19 protein-coding genes are annotated in these 18968 nt (G+C 71.6%); 3 read left to right on the top strand and 16 right to left on the bottom strand.

Annotated features, from left to right (window positions below; all coding sequences use genetic code 11):
- Positions 1-153 precede the first annotated feature (153 nt).
- Together EV562_RS19110 and EV562_RS19105 are read left to right on the top strand one after the other, a co-directional pair.
- Positions 154-1059 carry a 5'-3' exonuclease gene (locus tag EV562_RS19110; RefSeq protein ID WP_133888222.1) on the top strand — a complete coding sequence of 302 codons (906 nt, stop codon included), beginning with the start codon at positions 154-156 and terminating at the stop codon, positions 1057-1059.
- 106 nt (positions 1060-1165) lie between these two features.
- Positions 1166-2008 (top strand): siderophore-interacting protein, encoded by an 843-nt coding sequence (locus tag EV562_RS19105; protein ID WP_133888015.1) that lies wholly within the window; start codon positions 1166-1168, stop codon positions 2006-2008.
- A gap of 51 nt (positions 2009-2059) precedes the next feature.
- Here EV562_RS19105 and EV562_RS19100 read toward each other — a convergent pair whose 3' ends face one another.
- Complete coding sequence (locus EV562_RS19100) at positions 2060-2641, bottom strand: GNAT family N-acetyltransferase (RefSeq protein ID WP_133888014.1); 582 nt, start codon at positions 2639-2641, stop codon at positions 2060-2062.
- 95 nt (positions 2642-2736) lie between these two features.
- Here EV562_RS19100 and EV562_RS19095 point away from each other — a divergent pair, with 95 nt between their 5' ends.
- Positions 2737-3708, top strand: coding sequence for an RluA family pseudouridine synthase (locus tag EV562_RS19095; protein WP_133888013.1), 972 nt, complete (start codon positions 2737-2739; stop codon positions 3706-3708).
- Positions 3709-3780: 72 nt separating this feature from the next.
- Here EV562_RS19095 and EV562_RS19090 read toward each other — a convergent pair whose 3' ends face one another.
- The 15 genes from EV562_RS19090 to pafA form a co-directional block, all read right to left on the bottom strand.
- Positions 3781-5277 carry a cytochrome P450 gene (locus EV562_RS19090; RefSeq protein ID WP_133888012.1) on the bottom strand — a complete coding sequence of 499 codons (1497 nt, stop codon included), beginning with the start codon at positions 5275-5277 and terminating at the stop codon, positions 3781-3783.
- Positions 5278-5334: 57 nt separating this feature from the next.
- Positions 5335-5955: an ATP/GTP-binding protein gene (locus EV562_RS19085; protein ID WP_133888011.1), complete on the bottom strand. Its 621-nt coding sequence runs from the start codon at positions 5953-5955 to the stop codon at positions 5335-5337.
- Positions 5936-6388, bottom strand: coding sequence for a DUF742 domain-containing protein (locus tag EV562_RS19080; RefSeq protein ID WP_133888010.1), 453 nt, complete (start codon positions 6386-6388; stop codon positions 5936-5938). The genes EV562_RS19085 and EV562_RS19080 overlap by 20 nt, the downstream gene beginning before the upstream one ends.
- Positions 6385-6792: a roadblock/LC7 domain-containing protein gene (locus EV562_RS19075; protein ID WP_003977197.1), complete on the bottom strand. Its 408-nt coding sequence runs from the start codon at positions 6790-6792 to the stop codon at positions 6385-6387. Before EV562_RS19075 ends, EV562_RS19080 begins: the two co-directional genes overlap by 4 nt.
- Entirely contained in the window at positions 6789-8417 is a 1629-nt protein-coding gene (locus EV562_RS19070) for an ATP-binding protein (protein ID WP_133888009.1), read from the bottom strand. The genes EV562_RS19075 and EV562_RS19070 overlap by 4 nt, the downstream gene beginning before the upstream one ends.
- Before the next feature lie 369 nt (positions 8418-8786).
- Positions 8787-11639: a DEAD/DEAH box helicase gene (locus EV562_RS19065; protein ID WP_133888008.1), complete on the bottom strand. Its 2853-nt coding sequence runs from the start codon at positions 11637-11639 to the stop codon at positions 8787-8789.
- Positions 11640-11706: 67 nt separating this feature from the next.
- A complete protein-coding gene (gene tatC / locus EV562_RS19060) occupies positions 11707-12657 on the bottom strand; it encodes a twin-arginine translocase subunit TatC (protein ID WP_133888007.1) in 951 nt (316 codons plus the stop codon).
- Between the two features lie 47 nt (positions 12658-12704).
- Positions 12705-12992, bottom strand: a complete 288-nt coding sequence (gene tatA, locus EV562_RS19055; RefSeq protein ID WP_102930518.1) for a Sec-independent protein translocase subunit TatA — start codon at positions 12990-12992, stop codon at positions 12705-12707.
- A 277-nt stretch (positions 12993-13269) separates the two neighbouring features.
- Complete coding sequence (locus EV562_RS19050; protein WP_133888006.1) at positions 13270-13464, bottom strand: hypothetical protein; 195 nt, start codon at positions 13462-13464, stop codon at positions 13270-13272.
- Between the two features lie 10 nt (positions 13465-13474).
- Positions 13475-13735 carry a hypothetical protein gene (locus EV562_RS19045; RefSeq protein ID WP_133888221.1) on the bottom strand — a complete coding sequence of 87 codons (261 nt, stop codon included), beginning with the start codon at positions 13733-13735 and terminating at the stop codon, positions 13475-13477.
- Between the two features lie 92 nt (positions 13736-13827).
- Positions 13828-14889 (bottom strand): WYL domain-containing protein, encoded by a 1062-nt coding sequence (locus EV562_RS19040; protein WP_133888005.1) that lies wholly within the window; start codon positions 14887-14889, stop codon positions 13828-13830.
- Positions 14890-14907: 18 nt separating this feature from the next.
- The gene (locus EV562_RS19035) at positions 14908-15861 is read right to left on the bottom strand and encodes a WYL domain-containing protein (protein ID WP_133888004.1); all 954 of its coding nucleotides are present in this window, start codon (positions 15859-15861) and stop codon (positions 14908-14910) included.
- 137 nt (positions 15862-15998) lie between these two features.
- Positions 15999-16370 (bottom strand): FKBP-type peptidyl-prolyl cis-trans isomerase, encoded by a 372-nt coding sequence (locus EV562_RS19030; protein ID WP_109033664.1) that lies wholly within the window; start codon positions 16368-16370, stop codon positions 15999-16001.
- A gap of 58 nt (positions 16371-16428) precedes the next feature.
- Positions 16429-17433, bottom strand: a complete 1005-nt coding sequence (locus EV562_RS19025; protein WP_133888003.1) for an FKBP-type peptidyl-prolyl cis-trans isomerase — start codon at positions 17431-17433, stop codon at positions 16429-16431.
- A 164-nt stretch (positions 17434-17597) separates the two neighbouring features.
- Positions 17598-18959, bottom strand: coding sequence for a Pup--protein ligase (gene pafA / locus EV562_RS19020; protein ID WP_133888002.1), 1362 nt, complete (start codon positions 18957-18959; stop codon positions 17598-17600).
- Between the last annotated feature and the right edge of the window lie 9 nt (positions 18960-18968).

Raw genomic sequence — 18968 nt, 5'->3', positions numbered from 1 at the left:
TCCCTAACAGTTGAATGCATCAACCAGCTTCGACCCGGCTGCGCGCCTGCCCCGATGCTTATATGCCAAACACTTAAGTGAGCCAGTTCACACGCTCCTCCCGGTCCGTCCGCACGGCCTGCGGCATGATTGCGAGGCGTGACCGGACGACTGATGCTTCTCGACACCGCCTCCCTCTACTTCCGCGCCTACTTCGGCGTGCCGGACTCGGTGAAGGCCCCCGACGGCACGCCGGTGAACGCCGTGCGCGGGCTGCTGGACTTCATCGACCGCCTGGTGAAGGACCACCGCCCCGACCGGCTGGTGGCCTGCATGGACGCCGACTGGCGGCCGCACTGGCGGGTGGAGCTGATCCCCTCCTACAAGGCGCACCGGGTCGCCGAGGAGCGCCCGGCGGGTCCCGACGAGGAGGAGGTGCCCGACACGCTGTCCCCGCAGGTGCCGGTCATCGAGGCCGTCCTCGACGCGCTCGGCATCGCGCGCGTCGGCGTGGCCGGATACGAGGCGGACGACGTCATCGGCACCTACACCGCGCGGGCCGCCGGCCCGGTCGACATCGTCACCGGCGACCGGGACCTCTACCAGCTCGTCGACGACGCCCGGGGGGTGCGCGTGCTCTACCCGGTCAAGGGCGTCGGCACGCTGAACCTCGTCGACGAGGCCGCGCTGCGCGAGAAGTACGGCGTCGACGGCCGCGGGTACGCCGATCTGGCGCTGCTGCGGGGCGACCCGAGCGACGGCCTGCCCGGCGTGCCCGGCGTCGGGGAGAAGACGGCGGCCAAGCTGCTCGCCGAGTTCGGCGACCTGGCCGGGATCCGGGCCGCCGTCGACGACCCGAAGGCGAAGCTCACGCCGACGCAGCGCAGGCGGTTCACCGAGGCCGGGCCCTATCTCGAGGTGGCGCCCAAGGTCGTCCGGGTGGCGGACGACGTTCCGCTGCCGGACACCGACACCGCGCTCCCGCACGGACCGCGCGACGCGGAGGCACTGGACGCGCTGGCCGCCCGCTGGGGGCTCGGCGGGTCGCTGCAGCGGCTGCTCACCACTCTCGGCGCCTGAACCGTGCCGCGTGGGCACCCGGAACCATGAGCGACGAGCAGGACCGGGGTGCTAGCTTAGGTATACCTAACTCCGGGAACCGCACGCAGGGAACAGGGAGGCCGTCATGGCAGACCGTCCGGCACGCACACCGCGCAAGCCGCACACCGCGCACGTCGTCCGCACGGAGCGGCTGACCCCGCACATGCAGCGCGTGGTGCTCGGCGGCGAGGGACTGGCCGCGTTCTCCGCGGACACCTGCACCGACCACTACGTGAAGCTGCTCTTCCCCGCCGAGGGGGCGACGTACCCGGAGCCCTTCGACGTGGAGCGCATCCGCGAGGAATTCCCGCGCGAGCAGTGGCCGGTGACCCGGACGTACACCGTGCGCCACTGGGACGCCGAGCACCGCGAGATGACGCTGGACTTCGTCATCCACGGCGACGAGGGGCTGGCCGGCCCGTGGGCCAGGCGGGTGCGGCCGGGCGAGCGCATCCACTTCATGGGCCCGGGCGGCGCCTACGCCCCCGACGCCGCCGCCGACTGGCACCTGCTTGCCGGTGACGAGAGCGCACTGCCCGCGATCGCCCGCTCCCTGGAGGCGCTGCCCGACGGGGCCCGCGCCTTCGCCTTCGTCGAGATCGAGGGCCCCGAGGAGGAGCAGAAGATCGACTCCGACGTGGACGTCGTCTGGCTGCACCGCGCCGGCCGTCCGGTCGGGCAGGCCCTGGTCGAGGCCGTGCGCGCGCTGGAGTTCCCCGAGGGCCGGCTGTGCGCGTTCGTCCACGGCGAGGCGGCCTGCGTGAAGGAGCTGCGCCGGTACCTGCGGCTGGAGCGCGAGATCCCCCGCGAGGACCTGTCCATCTCCGGCTACTGGCGCCTCGGTCACAACGAGGACGGCTGGCAGGCTTCCAAGCGGGAGTGGAACGCGCGCATCGAGGCCGAGCAGGAAGGCCGGGCGGCCGCGTAACGGTCCGCACGGACCCACGACTGCGCGACCGCGCGGGGGCGGGCTCCCCTCTCAGTCGCCGCGTACACGCGCGTGCAGATGCATGTCGTGCCACCCGTCGGGGTGCAGCCCGGCGCTGCGCCTGGTGCCCTCCAGCGCGAACCCGGCCTTACCCGCCACCCGACACGAGGCCACGTTGGCCACGGCGTGGGAGAGTTCCAGACGCTGGAAGCCGACCCCGTCCAGGGCCCAGTGGGCGAGGGTCCGCGCGGCCCGTGCGGCGACGCCCCGGCCGCGGGCGCTCGCCGTCGTCCAGTAGGCGACCTCCGCCACGCCGTCGCCGAGCACCACCTCCCGCAGGGCGACCCGGCCGAGCAGCCGGTCGTCGGCCGCGTCGGCGACCGCCCACTGGGCGTTGCGCTCCCCCTCCCAGGCGCGCTGCCACTCGGTGATCCAGCCCCGCACCTCGTCCTCGGAGTCTGCGGAGCGGACGTGCCACTGGTGCATCACCGGATCCTGGAAGGCCGCGTGCACGGCGGGCGCGTCCTCGGCGCGCCACGGGCGCAGCAGCAGCCCGTCGCCGGTGGGGAGCGTGGGCTGCGGGATACGGGAGAGGGTGCCGGCGGCGAGGACCGGGCGCGTCAGATAGGGCATGGGGACATCCTGCCCACGGCAGCGGGCGGCGGCCCAGGCGTTTTCCCGGGCGCCTCCCGCCGCCGCGGGCTCACCGCCTCGTAGGCTGGCAGGTGATGAGACGCCGTACCCCTCCCCCGCCCTCGCCCCTGCCGCAGCGCGACGGCATCGACGCGGTACGGGTGCGGCTGCCCGCGCACGGGCCGTGGTCCACGGTGCGGGAGCACCTGGCGGAGCGGCTGTCGGGCGCCGGCGCCGGTGTGGTCGACGGCATGTTCGACGCCGGGCTGTTCGTCGGGGCGGACGGTCGCCCCGTGCCGGTCGACGCGCCGTACGTACCGGGCATGTGCGTGTGGTTCCACCGCGAGCTGCCCGCCGAGGTGCCGGTGCCCTTCCCGCTGGAGGTCGTCCACCGCGACGAGCACATCGTCGTCGTCGACAAGCCGCACTTCCTGGCCACCACCCCGCGCGGCGGCCACGTCACCCAGACCGCGCTGGCACGGCTGCGCCGGGAGCTGGGCATCCCCGCGCTCGGCGCCGCGCACCGCCTCGACCGGCTCACGGCGGGTCTGGTGCTGTTCACCGTGCGTCCCTCGGAACGCGGCGCCTACCAGGGCCTGTTCGCCGCCCGGCGGGTGCACAAGGAGTACGAGGCCGTCGCCCCCTACGATCCCGCGCTCGCCCTCCCCCGCACGGTCCGCAGCCGGATCCTGAAGGAACGCGGCGTGCTCGCCGCCCGCGAGGTGGACGGCGAGCCGAACGCCGTGACCCGCGTCGAGCTGCTCGACCGCCGGCCGGACGGGCTCGGGCGGTACCGGCTGGTGCCGGGCACCGGCCAGACCCATCAGCTGCGCGTGCACATGAGCGCGCTCGGCGTGCCGATCCTCGGCGACCCCCTGTACCCGGTGGTGGCCGCCCCCGTGCCGGCCGGCGACTTCCGGCGCCCGCTGCAACTGCTCGCGCGGGAGCTGGCGTTCACCGATCCGGTCACGGGGCGCGAGCACCGCTTCCGCAGCGGCCGGAGCCTCGGTGCCTGGACCGCGTACCAGGACTGGGCCGGGCCGGCGGACGGGGACGCCGGGGCGTAGCCGTGCCGCGGGGCGCCGAGGTGTGACCGTGCCGCCGCGGGGCCCGTCGGCAGCGGTGCCCGCCGGTGGCCGTCAGTAGCCCCGCCACCAGCGCAGGAAGCGCTGCCAGGCACCGAGCGGGCGGGCACCGTCCGTCTCGGGCGCCCGCTGGGGCTCGGTGGCCGCCGTCGACACGGGCTGCGGCGGGTGGGGCGGGAGCGGCGGCCGGGTGCGCTGTTCGGGCGTGTGGAGTCCGACGTGCCAGGGGGCGGGCCGTGCCGGGGCGGGGGCGTGACTGGGCTGCTGCCGGATGTCCTGCTGCGCCCGGGGCTCGAACCGCACCGGCAGTTCCACCAGGTGCCGCGAGGCGATCGAGGACCGCCACCGCAACTCGTCCTCGTCGCAGTCCAGCCGGACGTCGGGCAGCCGCATCAGCAGCGCGTCGATGCCGGCGTCGGCGATGGCCCGCCCGATGTCCTGTCCTGGGCATTCGTGCGGGCCGCCGCCGAAGGCGAGATGGGCGCGGTTGCCCATCATGCTCGCGCTCAGGTCCGGGCGGATGCGCGGGTCGACGTTGCCCGGCGCGATGCCGAGCAGCAGGCCGTCACCGGCGCGGATGCGCTGACCGCCGAGCTCCGTGTCCTGCTTGGCGAAGTAGGCGAACACGGTGCTGAACGGCGGCTCGTCCCACAGTGACTGCTCGACCGCCTGGGGCACGGTCATCTGCCCGCCGCTGAGCTGGGCGCGGAAGCCCGGGTCGGTGAGCACCACGCGCAGCACGTTGGCGATCAGGTTGACGGTCGCCTCGTAGGCGGCCAGCAGGACCACCCGCAGGTGCTCGCGGACCTCGTCGTCGGTAAGTCCGGCCGGGTGGGTGACGAGGCGGCCGGCGATGTCGTCGTCCGGGTCGGCCCGGCGGGCGGCGGTGAGCCGCCCCAGCGCCTCCATGACGTAGGCGTGGCTGGCGATCGCCGTGTCGGTGCCCTTGAGGGTGTCGCGGGCCGCCTCCACCAGCCGGTCGTTGTACTCCTCGGGCATGCCCAGGAGATGGCACATCACGCCCATCGGCAGGTGCTCGGCGAACTGGCTGACGAGGTCGGCGCGGCCCTCCTCGCAGAATCGGTTGACGACGCGCTGGGTGTAGCGCTTGATGTGCCGGCGCAGCTCCCGGAAGTCCAGGCCGGACATGGCGCTGGTGACCGCGCCACGCAGCCGTTTGTGTTCGTCGCCCTCGGCGTGGGAGCAGATGGGCTGCCAGGCGATGTGCGGCATCAGCGGGTGGTCGGGCTTGACCATGCCCTCGTTGAGCGGGGTCCAGATCCGGCTGTCGCGGCAGAACTGGGCGGGGGTGCTCACCATGTGCAGGTTCTCGGCGTGTCCGAGGACCACCCACATGGGTACGTCGTCGTGGAGCAGGGCGGGCGCCACCGGCCCGTGCTGCTCACGCAGTTTCTCGTACAGCTCCTCCAGGTCGTCGGCCTCGTGGAGCCGGTGCAGTCCGCCCGGCCCGAGGCCGTGCGCGGGGCAGCCGGGCGGTGGTTCGAGCAGGGGTTCGCCCGTTCCGGTCGGTGAGTGGCGTTCAGGCGTCACAGTCTCGCTCCGCAGCAGAAGGTGTCGTTCGCGTCCGGGGGTCGGTGGGCGCGCCGGTCAGGTGAGCGCGCCCTTCATGGCGAGGGAGTGCAGGAAGTGCATGAGGGTCATCAGGACGTCGCGGCTGGAGGCCCGGCGCCGCACGTCGCAGTCGAGGATGGGGATCTCCTCGGGCAGGTCGAGCGCGGTGCGCAGTTCCGCGACGGGGTAACGGGGCGCGTCGGGGAAGGTGTTGACGGCGACGACGAAGGGCACGCCGCGCTCCTCCAGGCGCCCCATGACGTCGAAGCTGACCTCCAGACGGCGGGTGTCGACGAGGACGACCGCGCCGAGGGCGCCTTCGAACAGGCCGTTCCACAGGAACCAGAAGCGCTCCTGGCCGGGGGTGCCGAAGAGGTAGAGCACCAGTTCGTCGGTGATGCTGATGCGGCCGAAGTCCATGGCGACGGTGGTGGCCGTCTTGGACGCGGAGCCGTAGTTGTCGTCGACGCCGATGCCCGCCTGGGTCATGGTCTCCTCGGTGGTCAGCGGTCTGATCTCGCTGACCGAGCCGACCATGGTGGTCTTGCCGACTCCGAAACCGCCCACGATGACGATCTTCACGGCGGCCGCGGCCGTGTGCGGCAGCCGGTCCTCGGTCCGTGGGCCCGGGATCGTGTCAGAGCTTTTGAAGTCCATGCATCACCGCTTCGAGGAGGTTTCGGTCGGCGACCTTCTGGCGGACGATCGGGGCGCGGGCCTGCACCAGTTCCCTCGCCAGCAGGTCGGTGAGCAGCACGGTCACCACGCTGAACGGCAGGCTCAGGTAGGCCGACAGCTCGGCTGTGGACAGGGGTGCGGCGCACAGCCGCAGCAGGGCGGCCTGTTCCGGTGTGGCGGACACCGGGGGGTCCGCGCGGGCCACGATCAGGGTGACGAGGTCGATGTCGGCGCGTTCGCCGCCCCCTTCGCCGCCGATGACGAAGAGCCGCTCGGGGTTCTGCCGCTCGCCTTCCTTGGCGGGCGCGCCGGACGGGCCGGGCGCAGCGGACGGGGCGGGCGCGCCGGACGGGGCGGCCGCGGCGGGCAGTTCCGGTCCGGGGGATCGCCTCTGGCGCCTGGGAGGAGTCATACGGTCTGCCCGTTGCGCCGTGCGGGGCTGGTGAGATGGGGTCCGATCCGGGCGACCAGGTCGGCCATGCTCAGGCCCATCCGGCCGGGTTCGCAGCGGACGTCGGAGAGCACGGCGAGGTAGGCGTTGGGGCCCGCGGCCATCAGGTAGAAGTAGCCGCCGTTCATCTCGATGAGCACCATCTTCATGTCGCCGTCGCTGGTGGGGATCTCCTGGCTGACGGCGCTCGCCAGGCTCTGCAGTCCCGCGCAGGCGGCGGCGACCCGGTCGGCGGCGTCCGGGTCCCCGGAGTAGCGGGCGATGCGCAGGCCGTCCGCGGAGAGCACCACGATCATCTCGATGCCCGGGACGCCGTCGTAGAGATCCCGGAGCATCCAGTCGAACTTGCCTTGCTGCTCGATCACTTGAGGTTCCCCTCGTCGTCTGCCGGGGCATGGGCCGGCTCGTTGCCGCCGGCGTGCTGGTGGGCCTGGGTGGTGGTGCCCGGGTGCTGCCTGAGCCCCTCCCAGAAGGCGCCGATGAAGTGGCCGGGCGGGAGGCCGCCCTGGTCCTTGTCCGGCGCGGGCTCCGGCTCGGCGGGGGCCGGAACGCCGTTGCGGGCGCGCTCCGCGGCCCGGCGGGCCTCGCGTTCGGCGTCCTCGCGCTCCCAGGCCGCCTGCTCGGCGAGGCGCTGGCTGAGGGGCATCTTGACCCGGCTGCGCCGCTGCGGGAGTCCGCCCGCCGTCCACTCGGTCACCTCGGGAACGTCGTCCTCCAGGGAGACCGTGGCGGGGATGCGGGGACTGGTGGGGCGGCGCTTCTTGGGCTTGCGGTCCGGTCCGGGCAGGGCGTCGGGGCCCGGCGTGGGGATCGAGGTGGCGCCGATGCCGTGGGCGAGGCCGACGCCGGGCTCGGTGGTCATCATCTTGCTGGGCACGATGAGGATGGCGCGGACCCCGCCGTACGCGGAGGCGCGCAGCGAGACGTCCATGCCGAACTGCGTGCACAGGCGGCCGACCACGGACAGGCCCAGGCGCGGGTGCTGGGCGAGGTCCTGCACGTCGGTGCCGCGCTTGGCCTGCTCCAGCAGTCCCTCGATGCGGGCCCGGGACTCCTCGCTGAGGCTGACGCCGGCGTCCTCGATCTCGATGCAGACCCCGCTCTGCACCTCGGTCGCGGTGACGTGCACCTTGGCCGCGGGCGGCGAGTAGCGGGTGGCGTTGTCGAGGAGTTCGGCGGCGGCGTGGATGACCGGCTCGACCGCGGTGCCCTTGATGTTGACCTTGGCGATGGAGGCCAGGTTGATCCGGCGGTACTCGAGGATCCGGGACATGGCGCCGCGCAGCACGCTGTAGAGGGCGACCGGCTCGGGCCACTGGCGTCCGGGGCGGCCGCCGCCGATCACGGAGATGGAGTCGGCGAGGCGGCCGATGAGCGAGGTGCCGTGGTCGATGCGCAGGAGGTCGTCGAAGACCTCGGGGTTGCGTCCGTGGTCCTCCTCCATCTCGCGCAGTTCCTTGTTCTGCTGGTGGACGATCGCCTGGACGCGGCGGGCGATGTCGACGAAGGAACGCTCCGCGGACTCACGCATGGAGTCCTCGTGGTCGACGATGTCGCAGACCATGCGGATCAGCTTGCGCTGCGGCTCGCCGAGCTCGGCGTAGGAGGGGTCCACCTCGCCGAGCCGGTTCATCACCTCGCGCGGTGTGGCGCCGCCCCGCATGAAGTGCAGGACGTTGGGGATGACTTCGGCGCCGAGGCGGACCATCTCGTCGTGGTGGCTCGCGGCGCGGTGCTCCAGATACGCGCGGTGACGGTCGTGCTCGGCGCGCAGGTTCCGCAGTGCGCGGCCGCGGCGCACCGCTTCGGCGGCCGCGGTGATCACCAGGAGGGTGGCGACGGCACCGCACAGGCCGACGGCGAGCCGGGCCGGTTCCGTCACCAGGGCGACGGCGGCCCCGGTGGCCGCGGCCATCAGTATGGCCGGCAGCAACAGGGTTCGCGCGTACGGAAGTTCACGGCGACCTGGAGGGGAAGCAACACTCACCATGTAGGCCCTCTGAAAACGAATCGGCTGGGACGGGGGAGCTTGCGGCGGGGTGTGCCGGGGAGTTGTCGGGAGCTGTGGCGCAAGGGGAACAAACGCGCTATTTCGCCTCAACTCGGTGCGCTGCGGGCGAGCTTAGTCCGGGGGGATCATCGCCGTGTCATATTCGGCAACCGCCTGAACCGGGCCGGAGGACTGCAGTATGGTCGGGCCCATTTGCACGCCGGGGAGTCGTTCGAACACATGGAGTAGTGCGTTCAGGTGTGCGAAATTCACTCACCGTGATGAGGGAAAGGGGGGCCGGGACGGCCCGGAACGCGGAAAGGCCCGGCGGGTGTTCCCGCCGGGCCTTTCCGCGTGTCGGAGCCTGGTTCAGCCCACGGAGGAGTAGGCGACCACTCCGCGCAGCAGTTCGTCGACCGCCTTGCGCGCGTTCTTCGGGACGGTGGACCCCGCACCCGGCGCGGCGGCCGAGATCTGCCCGAGGACGTCGATGACCTGCTTGCACCAGCGCACGAAGTCGCCGGCCGGCATCTCCGCCTCGCGCAGCACCTCGTCGAGGCCCTTGCCCGACGCCCACATGTACGCCGCCCAGGCGAAGCCGAGGTCCGGCTCGCGCTGGCCGACCCCTTCGGTCTGGCTGATCCGGAAGTCCTCCTCCAGGGCGTCCAGCCGACCCCAGATGCGGACCGTCTCGCCGAGCGCGGCCTTGGCCTTGCCCGAGGGCACCTTCGGCGCCGTCGCCTCGTCGGCCGCCCGGGACTCGTAGACCAGCGCCGAGACGCAGGCGGCCAGCTCGGCGGGGGACAGCCCCTCCCAGACACCCTCGCGCAGGCACTCGCTGGCCAGCAGGTCCAGCTCGCCGTAGAGCCTCGCCAGGCGCTTGCCGTGCTCGGTGACCTCGTCGCCGCGCAGGTAGTCCAGCTCCGTCAGCAGCGCGACGATCCGGTCGAAGGTGCGGGCGATGGTGTTGGTCCGGCCCTCGATCCGGCGCTCCAGCTGCGAGGTGTCGCGCAGCAGCCGGTGGTAGCGCTCGGCCCAGCGGGCGTGGTCCTCGCGGTCGTCGCAGCCGTGGCAGGGGTGCGCGCGGATCGCCTTGCGCAGCCGGTTGATCTCCCGGTCGTCGGCGGCCTGGGCGCGCTTCTTGCGGGCCCGCTCGGGCGGGATGTGCCCGGCCTTGGTGCGCAGCGCGGACGCGAGGTCACGGCGGGACTGCGGCGACCTCGCGTTGAAGGTCTTCGGGATGCGCATCCGGTCCAGCGCCTCCACGGGCACCGGGAAGTCGATCGACGCCAGCCGCTTGACCTGCCGCTCGGCGGTCAGCACCAGCGGGCGCGGCCCGTCGTGGTGCTCGAGACCGCGGTGGCCGTTGGACCGCCCGGCGGGCAGTCCCGGGTCGAGCACCAGGGCCAGGCCCGCGAACTTGCCCGTCGGCACGTGGATGACGTCGCCCGGCTTCAGCTTCTCCAGCGCCGCCGCGGCCTCGGCACGGCGCTGGTTGGCACCCTGGCGGGCCAGCTCGTTCTCCCGGTCCTTCAGCTCACGGCGCAGCCGGGCGTACTCGTCGAAGTCGCCGAGGTGGCAGGTCATGGAGGCCTTGTAGCCCTCCAGGCCCTCCTCGTTGCGCTGCACCTGCCGGGAGATCCCGACGACCGACTTGTCCGCCTGGAACTGCGCGAACGACGTCTCCAGCAGCTCACGCGAGCGGTGCCGGCCGAACTGCTCGACCAGGTTGACCGCCATGTTGTACGACGGCTTGAAGCTGGAGCGCAGCGGATACGTGCGGGTGCCGGCCAGTCCCGCGAGGTGCTCGGGGTTCATGCCGCGCTGCCACAGCACCACGGCGTGGCCCTCGACATCGATGCCGCGCCGGCCTGCCCGGCCGGTGAGCTGGGTGAACTCGCCGGGGGTGATGTCGGCGTGCTGCTCGCCGTTCCACTTGACGAGCTTCTCCAGCACGACCGAGCGGGCGGGCATGTTGATGCCGAGCGCGAGGGTCTCGGTCGCGAACACGGCCTTCACCAGTCCGCGGACGAACAGCTCCTCGACGACCTCCTTGAAGGTGGGCAGCATGCCCGCGTGGTGGGCGGCGATGCCGCGCTCCAGCCCTTCGAGCCACTCGTAGTAGCCCAGGACGTGCAGGTCCTCGGCCGGGATGGAGGCGGTGCGCTCCTCCACCAGGGCCCTGACCCGCTCCCGGGCGTCCTCGTCGTTGAGCCTGAGGCCGGCGTACAGGCACTGCTGGACGGCGGACTCGCAGCCCGCCCGGCTGAAGATGAAGGTGATCGCGGGCAGCAGCCCCTCGGAGTCCAGCCGCTCGATGACCTCGGGCCGGCTCGGCGTCCACACGCGCGAGCGCTGCCTGCGCTCCCGCTCCCGGTCCGCCTCCTTCATGGCGCGTCCGCGCCTGCGGTCCTGGTAGGACGGGCGGCTCGCCTCCAGGCGGGCCATGCGCGTGAGGTCGGGGTTGACGGCCTTCTTGTGGCCCTCGGCCTCCTCGAACAGGTCGTACATCCGGCGCCCGGCGAGCACGTGCTGGAACAGCGGCACGGGCCGGTGCTCGGAGACGATCACCTGGGTGTCGCCGCGCACGGTGTCGAGCCAGTCGCCGAACTCCTCCGCGTTGGACACGGTCGCCGACAGGGACACCAGGGTCACCGACTCGGGAAGGTGGATGATCACCTCCTCCCACACGGCGCCGCGGAAGCGGTCGGAGAGGTAGTGCACCTCGTCCATGACCACGTAGCCGAGGCCGAGCAGGGTCCGGGAGCCCGCGTAGAGCATGTTCCGCAGGACCTCGGTGGTCATCACGACCACCGGCGCTTCGGAGTTCACACTGTTGTCGCCGGTCAGGAGGCCGACCTTGTCGCTGCCGTAGCGGCGGCACAGGTCGGCGTACTTCTGGTTCGACAGTGCCTTGATCGGCGTCGTGTAGAAGCACTTCCCGCCCTCCTGGAGGGCAAGGTGCACGGCGAACTCGCCGACGATCGTCTTGCCGGAGCCGGTGGGTGCGGCCACCAGCACGCCCTTGCCCGCTTCGAGCGCCCGACAGGCCTCGATCTGGAAGGGGTCGAGGCCGAAGTCGTACATCTCGCGGAAGGAGGCGAGCGCGGTGGCCTGCTCGACAGCGCGCTGACGGGCTGCCGCGTACCGCTCGGCCGGTGAGAGATCCTCTGTCATCGTGCTTTCGAGCGTACCGGGCCGCACCGACAACCGGACGATCATTATCGGGATCGGCCGTGTGGGGGTCGCGTGGGGGCGGCGACGTGCGGCGTCACCGCCCCGGCGGCCCTCAGGTCACGTCGTCGTACCCGTTGACCCGGTCCCTCGTGGCCTGCTCGGGCAGGGCGCGGGCGGTGGTCACGGGCTCGATCTCGCCGATGTCCTCGGGCGTGAGGTCCAGCTCCGACGCCTCGTCGTCGTCGGGTTCCAGTTCCTCGCGGCGGGCCTTGCGGCGGTCGTTCAGCAGGGAGACCGTGACCGCGCCGAAGTACAGGACCCAGATCGGGCCGGCCAGCATGAGCATGGTCAGGGGGTCCGTGCTGGGCGTGGCGATGGCCGCGAACAGCGTGATCCCCATGATCATCGCGCGCCACCAGCCGAGCATCCGCCTGCCGGTGAGCACGCCGGTGAAGTTGAGCATCACCAGCAGCAGCGGCAGCTCGAAGGAGAGGCCGAAGACGAGCACCATGCGCGTGACGAGATCGAGCAGCTCGTCCAGCGGCAGCAGGTTGTCGACGTCGCTCGGGGTGAACTCGATCAGCACCTTCGCGGAGGTGGGCAGCACCGCGTAGGCGAAGTAGGCGCCGACCAGGAACAGCGGCGCGCCGGTGGCGACGAAGGCGTAGGCGTACTTCTTCTCGTTCTTGTGCAGCCCGGGGGCGACGAACGCCCACAGCTGGTAGAGCCAGACCGGCGACGCCAGCACGACACCGGCCGTCAGGGACACCTTCAGCGCCAGGGTGAAGGGACCGAGCAGACCGTTGATGGTGATCTGCGCGCACGGCTCGGAGCCGGCCGTCGCCTCGGCCAGCTCGCCGAACGACTTCTCACAGCCGACCGACCTGAGGATCGGCTCGGTGAGGAAGTTGATGATCTCCTGGTAGAAGAAGGCGGCGGCGACGGTGACGACGACGATGGCCAGCAGCGCCTTCGCGAGCCGGTTGCGGAGCTCACGAAGGTGCTCCGCGAGCGGCATCCGCCCCTCGGGATCCTTCTCCTTGTTGCGGGCAGGCTTCAGCAACCCACGTTCCCATCTCGTGCGGCGGGCCGGAGGTCACCGGCCCTGCGTCAGCGCTTGGTCGTGTCCGTCGGCTCGGTGACCGGCCGGGAGCTGGTCACGTCGCCGGGGGCGGCCTGGATGGTGCGCTGCGCCGCGGACTGCTCCGGGTTCGGCGGGTCGGCGGGGGCGGCCTCGTCGGACTTGCCCTCGCTCTTCATGGCCTTGGCCTCGCTCTTGAGGATGCGCGCCGACTTGCCGAGCGACCGCGCCATGTCCGGAAGCTTCTTCGCGCCGAACAGCAGGATGATGACGACGAGGATGAGAATGATCTCGGGGGCGCCGAGCCTTCCGAACATAAGTCTTTACCTTCTCACCGAGACGGCTGGGTGGGGGTGCTGTCCGACCGGCCGGACAGCTGTCCGATCGATCGTCTGTGCAGCGATCGTAACGCTCAGGGGTAAACGTGAGGCAATCCCTGTGCGTACTCCCGTCCGCGACCGGGCCTCGTTTTCCGGACCGCGACCAGCAGCGTACCGTCCGCAACCCGTGAGGTGACAGGGCGAAGTGCCCCAAAACGCGACGCGTACTGCTCCACCGGGTCACCCACGCCGCCCCGCACCGGCGTTCACACGGTCACAAGGCGTCCACGGCGCGGGCGGCGCTCTCGCTGGCCCGCTCCAGGTCCTCGGCGGCCCGGCTGATCCTGCGGGCCGAGTCCGTCACCTGCCGGCCGAGGCGCTGCGCCTCCACGAACACCTGCACGGCGAACACCGCGAGGACGGCGAGACCCAGAAAACCCATGGCAACCGCGAGCATCGGCCAGAACATGACGTCGAGACTAGACGGTCGGATGCAGCCGCAGCGTCCTGACCCCGCCGCCGGTGAGCAGCTCCACCACCCGCTCGCCCGCCGGCTTGCGCACCGCCGATCCGCAGTCGGGGCAGGTGAACGAGTAGAACGTGGTGCGGCTGGTGGCGCCGATGGCCAGGCGCAGGGCGCTCGCGGCCAGTTCGAAACGGCCCCGGCAGTCCGGGCAGCCCGCCTTGAACACGACCGGTGACACACGCCTCATCCCGGCGAACGCAGCCGCCGCCGTCATACCCGGCCCCGCCGGTCCGCCCGGGCCGTCCGCCGCCGCCGTCGTGCCCGGCCCGCCCGGTCCAGCGGGCCCGGCCGGCCCCAGGGGGTCGCTCACAGTGCCTGCTCCTGCCTGTCGTGCGGCCCCTCGGCCGCCGCACCGCCCTGGCACCCGCCGGGCGCTCCGGCCGCCTCGATCCCGTCGTACGCGGCCAGCGCCTCGCGGGCGGCCTGCCGGGCGCTGTCGGCGAGCGCGGACGGGGAGACGATCCGCCCGTCGCGCCCGAGCCGCAGCCCGAGCCGCCGCAGGGAGGCCGGGTCGGGTGTGCGCAGGGTGATGCGCAGGCCGCCGTCGGGGAGCTCCTCCGCGCTGTCGTGCGGGTAGTACTCGGCGACCCAGCGCCCGCCGGGACCGACCTCCACGACCACCTCGGGGTCCTCCGCGGCGGGCTGCACCAGCCCCTCCGACAGGTCCCGCAGCTCCACCTCGGGCGGCGCGGACGGCTCGTCCAGGATGCGGATCTCGGCGACGCGGTCGAGCCGGAAGGTGCGCCGCGCCTCGGAGCGGCGGCACCAGGCCTCCACATACGTGTGGCCCACGCTGACCAGCCGGATCGGGTCGATCTCCCGCTCGGTGACCTCGTCGCGGGCCGGCGAGTAGTAGCGGATCCACAGCCGGCGGCGCTCCGAGATGGCCCGGTCGACGTCGGCGAAGACACCGCCCTCGGACTCGAAGGTCACGGACAGGCGTGAACTGGCGCCGGCCGCCTCGCCGGCCGCGGTCTCCACCTTCGCGGTCGCCCGCAGCAGCGCCTGCCGGTCGCTCTCGCGCAGGCCCGGCAGCGTCGCGACGGCCCGGGCCGCGACCAGCAGCGCCGTCGCCTCGTCGGCTGCCAGCCGCAGCGGCTCGGCGGCGTCCGCGCCCAGGGCGGCCGGGTTGTGCCACCAGATGCGCTCGCCGTCGGTGTCGATGTCGAGGAGGTCGCCGCCGCGGAAACTCCTACCGCACATCGGGAGCACGTCCAGGTCGGAGACCAGCTCGTCCTCGGTGATGCCGAAGGCCCGCGCCACGTCCTCGACCCGGGCCCCGGGACGCTCACGCAGATACGTCACCAGGGACAGCATCCGTCGGGTCTGGTCGATGGCGTTCACGGGCCTGACCGGTTTGCCTGCCACTGTGTTGTCCGCTCCCCCTCAGCCCTTGGCGACGGCACGCAGCCGGTCCACCACGTCCGCACGCAACTCCGCCGGCTCCAGCACCACCACGTCCGGCCCGAACTCCACCAGCCAGGCGTCCAGGCCGTGCCCGTACGGAATCTCCAACTCATCCCAGCCGTCACCGAGTTCCCGAACCCCGGCGGCCTTCGCCCGAAGGGGGTAGCCGGCGCCCGTCCGCAGCCGGATCAGCGCGGAACGGTCGGCGGTCTCCCCCGCCCAGCTCGCGACCGTCTCCCGCACCGTGACGACGTCGGGCACGTCGGCGGTGAACCGGGCGCCGCGCGAGCGCACCTTCCCGGTGATCCGCGACAGCCGGAACACCCGCTCGGCACCCCGGTCGCGGTCGAAACCCGCCAGGTACCAGTGCCCGCGCCAGCACTCCAGCGCCCACGGCTCCACATGCCGCGTCTCGGGCTGGGCGGCGTTCGCCTTGCGGTAGTCGAAGACGACCGGCCGGCGGTCGCGGCAGGCCAGCATCAGCGGCTCGAAGGCCGCCTCGTGCACCGGGATGCGCGGCTCCAGCGCACCGTGCACCTCGTACGGGTCGACGTCCTCGGGCAGCCCCGCCGCCCGCAGCTTCTGCAGGGCGCCGCTCGCGGCACCGGCGAGCCGCGCCTGCTGCCACACCTTCGCGGCCAGCCCGAGCGCGGCGGCCTCCTCGGCGTCCAGGGTGATGGGCGGCAGCCGGTTGCTGTCCCGGCGGGCCAGATAGCCGATCTCGCCGTCCAGGCTCTCCACGGTCTCGATGACCAGTCCGAGTTCGCGCAGGTCGTCCTTGTCGCGCTCGAACATGCGGTTGAAGGAGTCGTCGGAGCCCGCTTCGAGGTACGCCTCGACGGACTCGCGCAGCTCGCGCTTGCTGAGTGGCCGCCGTGTCCCGAGCAGACACAGCGCCAGGTTCATCAGCCGCTCGGCCTTGGCAATGGCCATCGACGCCCTTCTCCCTATGGTGCTTACGACGGATGACCGTACCGCCCCGCGGTGGCGCGGCAAAAGCCGAGGGCCCACGCCCGGACAGGCATGGGCCCCAGGTGACCGGCTCCGATCACCGTCCGCTCGGACTTCGATCAGACTCCGAGCAGATCGACCACGAAGATCAGCGTCGAGCCGGGCGGGATCGCCGGAGTCGGGCTCTGGTCGCCGTAGGCGAGGTGCGCCGGGATGGTCAGCTGACGGCGGCCGCCGACCTTCATGCCCTGCACGCCCTGGTCCCAGCCCGCGATGACACGGCCGCCACCGAGCGGGAAGCGGAACGGCGCACCGCGGTTCCAGCTGGCGTCGAACTCCTCACCCGTGCTGAAGGTCACGCCCACGTAGTGGACGGTCACGGTCTGACCGGCCTCGGCAACCGGGCCGTCGCCCTCCCAGATGTCCTTGATCTCGAGGTCCGCCGGCGGCTCGCCGCCCGGGAAGTCGACCTCGGGCTTGTCGATGCTCACGTGTTCAGCTCCTGCTTGTCTGCGGAAAGGCAACGCCCAAGTCTTACATCCCCGGACGTCACATCTTCGCGAGGATGTCCACGGAGAAGACGAGGGTGGAGTCCTTCTTGATGTCGCTGCCCTGAGGCGGGTTGTCCCCGTAGCCCAGGTCCGGCGGGATGACGACGAGGACGCGGCTGCCGACCTTCTTGCCGGTCAGGCCCTGCGCCCAGCCCTTGACGACCTGCTGCAGCGAGAACGACGTCAGCTGCTTCCTGGCGTACGTGGAGTCGAACTCCTTGCCTCCGTCCCACAGCACACCCTTGTACTGCACGAGCACACTGTCCTGGGCACCCACCTCGGCGCCGTCGCCCTCCAGGACGTACTCCGCGACGAGCTTCTTCGGCGCGGCCCCGTCCGGCACCTCGATGGAGGGCGCCTTGCCGTCCGTGTTCGTGCCGACCTTCGGCAGCGCCGCGTCGTCCTGCGGGACCTTCTCGCCGTCGGCGCTGCTCCTGGCGTTGAAGGTGTCCTGGATGTCGACCACGAACACCAGCGTGTCGTCGCCCTTGATGCCCGCCTGCTCGTTGCCCTGCTTCCCGTACCCCCACGTCGGCGGCACCGAGAACTGGACGCGGCTACCGGTCTTCTTGCCCGTGAGCGCGTACCGCCAGCCGTCGATGATGCTGCCCTGCGCGAGCTGGATGACCAGCGGGGTCTTGCGGTCGTACGAGTTGTCGAAGACCTTCGCGCTCTGCCAGATCTGACCGAGGTAGTTCGCCGAGACGAAGTCGTTCTCCGCGACCGCCCTGCCGCCGCCCGCGATGACCGTCTTGACCGCCAGGTCCTTCGAAGGCTCACCACTGCCCTTGGCCACGGTCGGCTTCTCGTCGAACTTCGTCCCCGCCGTGATCGCCGGCAGCGGACCGTCCACGATCTTCGGCGGAGGGGCCGCCGAGGTTCCCGACGGCTCGGGCGACGCGCTGTCGCTCGCGTTGCTCGATGAGCCGGAGTCGTCGTCACCGCAGGCGGCGAGCGTGACCAGTCCCGCGGGGACGGCGATGAGAAGGGAACGTCGGCGCACGGTGGGGGCCTCGTATCGGTGTCGGGTCGGTCCTGATGGCTGGCGTGCGCGCAACTCTACGACGTGAGAAGGGCACCGCACGGCTAACGTACGGTGCCCGTGTGGCGTTCCGCCCTTTCGCACGGAGACGCGTGTCTCACCCGACCGGACTCACCCCGCGCCGCTCACATGCCGGCGATCAGCTTCTCCACCCGGTCGTCCACCGAACGGAACGGGTCCTTGCACAACACGGTGCGCTGCGCCTGGTCGTTGAGCTTCAGATGCACCCAGTCGACCGTGAAGTCCCGGCGCTGCTCCTGAGCACGCCGGATGAAGTCACCGCGCAACCGGGCCCGAGTGGTCTGCGGCGGAACCGACTTGCCCTCGAAGATCTTCAAGTCGTTGGCCACCCGGGCGGCCTGGCCCTTCTTCTCCAGCAGGTAGTACAGACCACGACGCCGGTGGATGTCGTGGTAGGCGAGGTCTATCTGCGCCACCCGCGGGTGCGACATGGTCATGTTGTGCTTGGCCCGGTACCGCTCCAGCAGCTTGTACTTCATGACCCAGTCGATCTCGGTGCCGATGCGGTCCAGGTCCTCCGCCTCGATCGCCTCCAGCGTGCGGCCCCACAACTCCAGCACCCGCTCGACGGTGCCGGTGCGGATGCCACGGCGCTCGCAGAAGTCCACGGCCTTCTCGTAGTACTCCCGCTGCACCTCCAGCGCCGACGCCTCCCGGCCGCTGGCCAGACGCACCTTGCGGCGCCCGGTGATGTCATGACTGACCTCGCGGATCGCCCGGATCGGGTTCTCCAGGGTCAGGTCCCGCATCACCGTGCCCGCCTCGATCATGCGCAGCACCAGGTCGGTCGCGCCGACCTTGAGCAGCATCGTCGTCTCCGACATGTTCGAGTCGCCCACGATGACGTGCAGACGCCGGTAACGCTCGGCGTCGGCGTGCGGCTCGTCACGCGTGTTGATGATGGGCCGGGAACGGGTCGTCGCCGAGGAGACGCCCTCCCAGATGTGCTCGGCCCGCTGACTGACGCAGTACACGGCCCCGCGCGGCGTCTGCAGCACCTTGCCCGCACCGCACAGCAACTGCCTCGTCACCAGGAACGGGATCAGGATGTCCGCGAGCCGCGAGAACTCCCCGTGCCGGGCCACGAGGTAATTCTCGTGACAGCCGTACGAGTTGCCCGCGGAGTCGGTGTTGTTCTTGAAGAGGTAGACGTCGCCCGCGATTCCCTCCTCGTGCAGGCGTCGTTCGGCGTCCACCAGGAGTCCCTCGAGAATGCGCTCGCCCGCCTTGTCGTGGGTGACGAGTTCGATCACGTTGTCACATTCGGGTGTCGCGTATTCCGGATGTGATCCCACGTCGAGATACAGGCGGGCCCCGTTGCGCAGAAAGACATTGCTGCTGCGGCCCCATGACACGACACGGCGGAAGAGGTACCGCGCCACCTCGTCAGGCGACAGGCGGCGCTGTCCCCTGAACGTGCACGTGACGCCGTACTCGTTCTCCAGCCCGAAAATGCGGCGGTCCATGACTGAACA

Origin of the sequence: Streptomyces sp. BK208 (assembly GCF_004364245.1) — a bacterium.
GTDB lineage: Bacteria > Actinomycetota > Actinomycetes > Streptomycetales > Streptomycetaceae > Streptomyces.
This window is presented reverse-complemented; position numbering and strand designations above follow the sequence as displayed.

Bases quoted from the DNA above. Each gene is read 5' to 3' on its own strand.
- EV562_RS19110 (WP_133888222.1), top strand. From the start codon at position 154: ATGCTTCTCGACACCGCCTCCCTCTACTTCCGCGCCTACTTCGGCGTG.
- EV562_RS19105 (WP_133888015.1), top strand. From the start codon at position 1,166: ATGGCAGACCGTCCGGCACGCACACCGCGCAAGCCGCACACCGCGCAC.
- EV562_RS19100 (WP_133888014.1), bottom strand. From the start codon at position 2,641: ATGCCCTATCTGACGCGCCCGGTCCTCGCCGCCGGCACCCTCTCCCGT.
- EV562_RS19095 (WP_133888013.1), top strand. From the start codon at position 2,737: ATGAGACGCCGTACCCCTCCCCCGCCCTCGCCCCTGCCGCAGCGCGAC.
- EV562_RS19085 (WP_133888011.1), bottom strand. From the start codon at position 5,955: ATGGACTTCAAAAGCTCTGACACGATCCCGGGCCCACGGACCGAGGAC.
- EV562_RS19080 (WP_133888010.1), bottom strand. From the start codon at position 6,388: ATGACTCCTCCCAGGCGCCAGAGGCGATCCCCCGGACCGGAACTGCCC.
- EV562_RS19070 (WP_133888009.1), bottom strand. From the start codon at position 8,417: ATGGTGAGTGTTGCTTCCCCTCCAGGTCGCCGTGAACTTCCGTACGCG.
- EV562_RS19065 (WP_133888008.1), bottom strand. From the start codon at position 11,639: ATGATCGTCCGGTTGTCGGTGCGGCCCGGTACGCTCGAAAGCACGATG.
- tatA (WP_102930518.1), bottom strand. From the start codon at position 12,992: ATGTTCGGAAGGCTCGGCGCCCCCGAGATCATTCTCATCCTCGTCGTC.
- EV562_RS19050 (WP_133888006.1), bottom strand. From the start codon at position 13,464: ATGTTCTGGCCGATGCTCGCGGTTGCCATGGGTTTTCTGGGTCTCGCC.
- EV562_RS19045 (WP_133888221.1), bottom strand. From the start codon at position 13,735: ATGACGGCGGCGGCTGCGTTCGCCGGGATGAGGCGTGTGTCACCGGTC.
- EV562_RS19035 (WP_133888004.1), bottom strand. From the start codon at position 15,861: ATGGCCATTGCCAAGGCCGAGCGGCTGATGAACCTGGCGCTGTGTCTG.
- pafA (WP_133888002.1), bottom strand. From the start codon at position 18,959: ATGGACCGCCGCATTTTCGGGCTGGAGAACGAGTACGGCGTCACGTGC.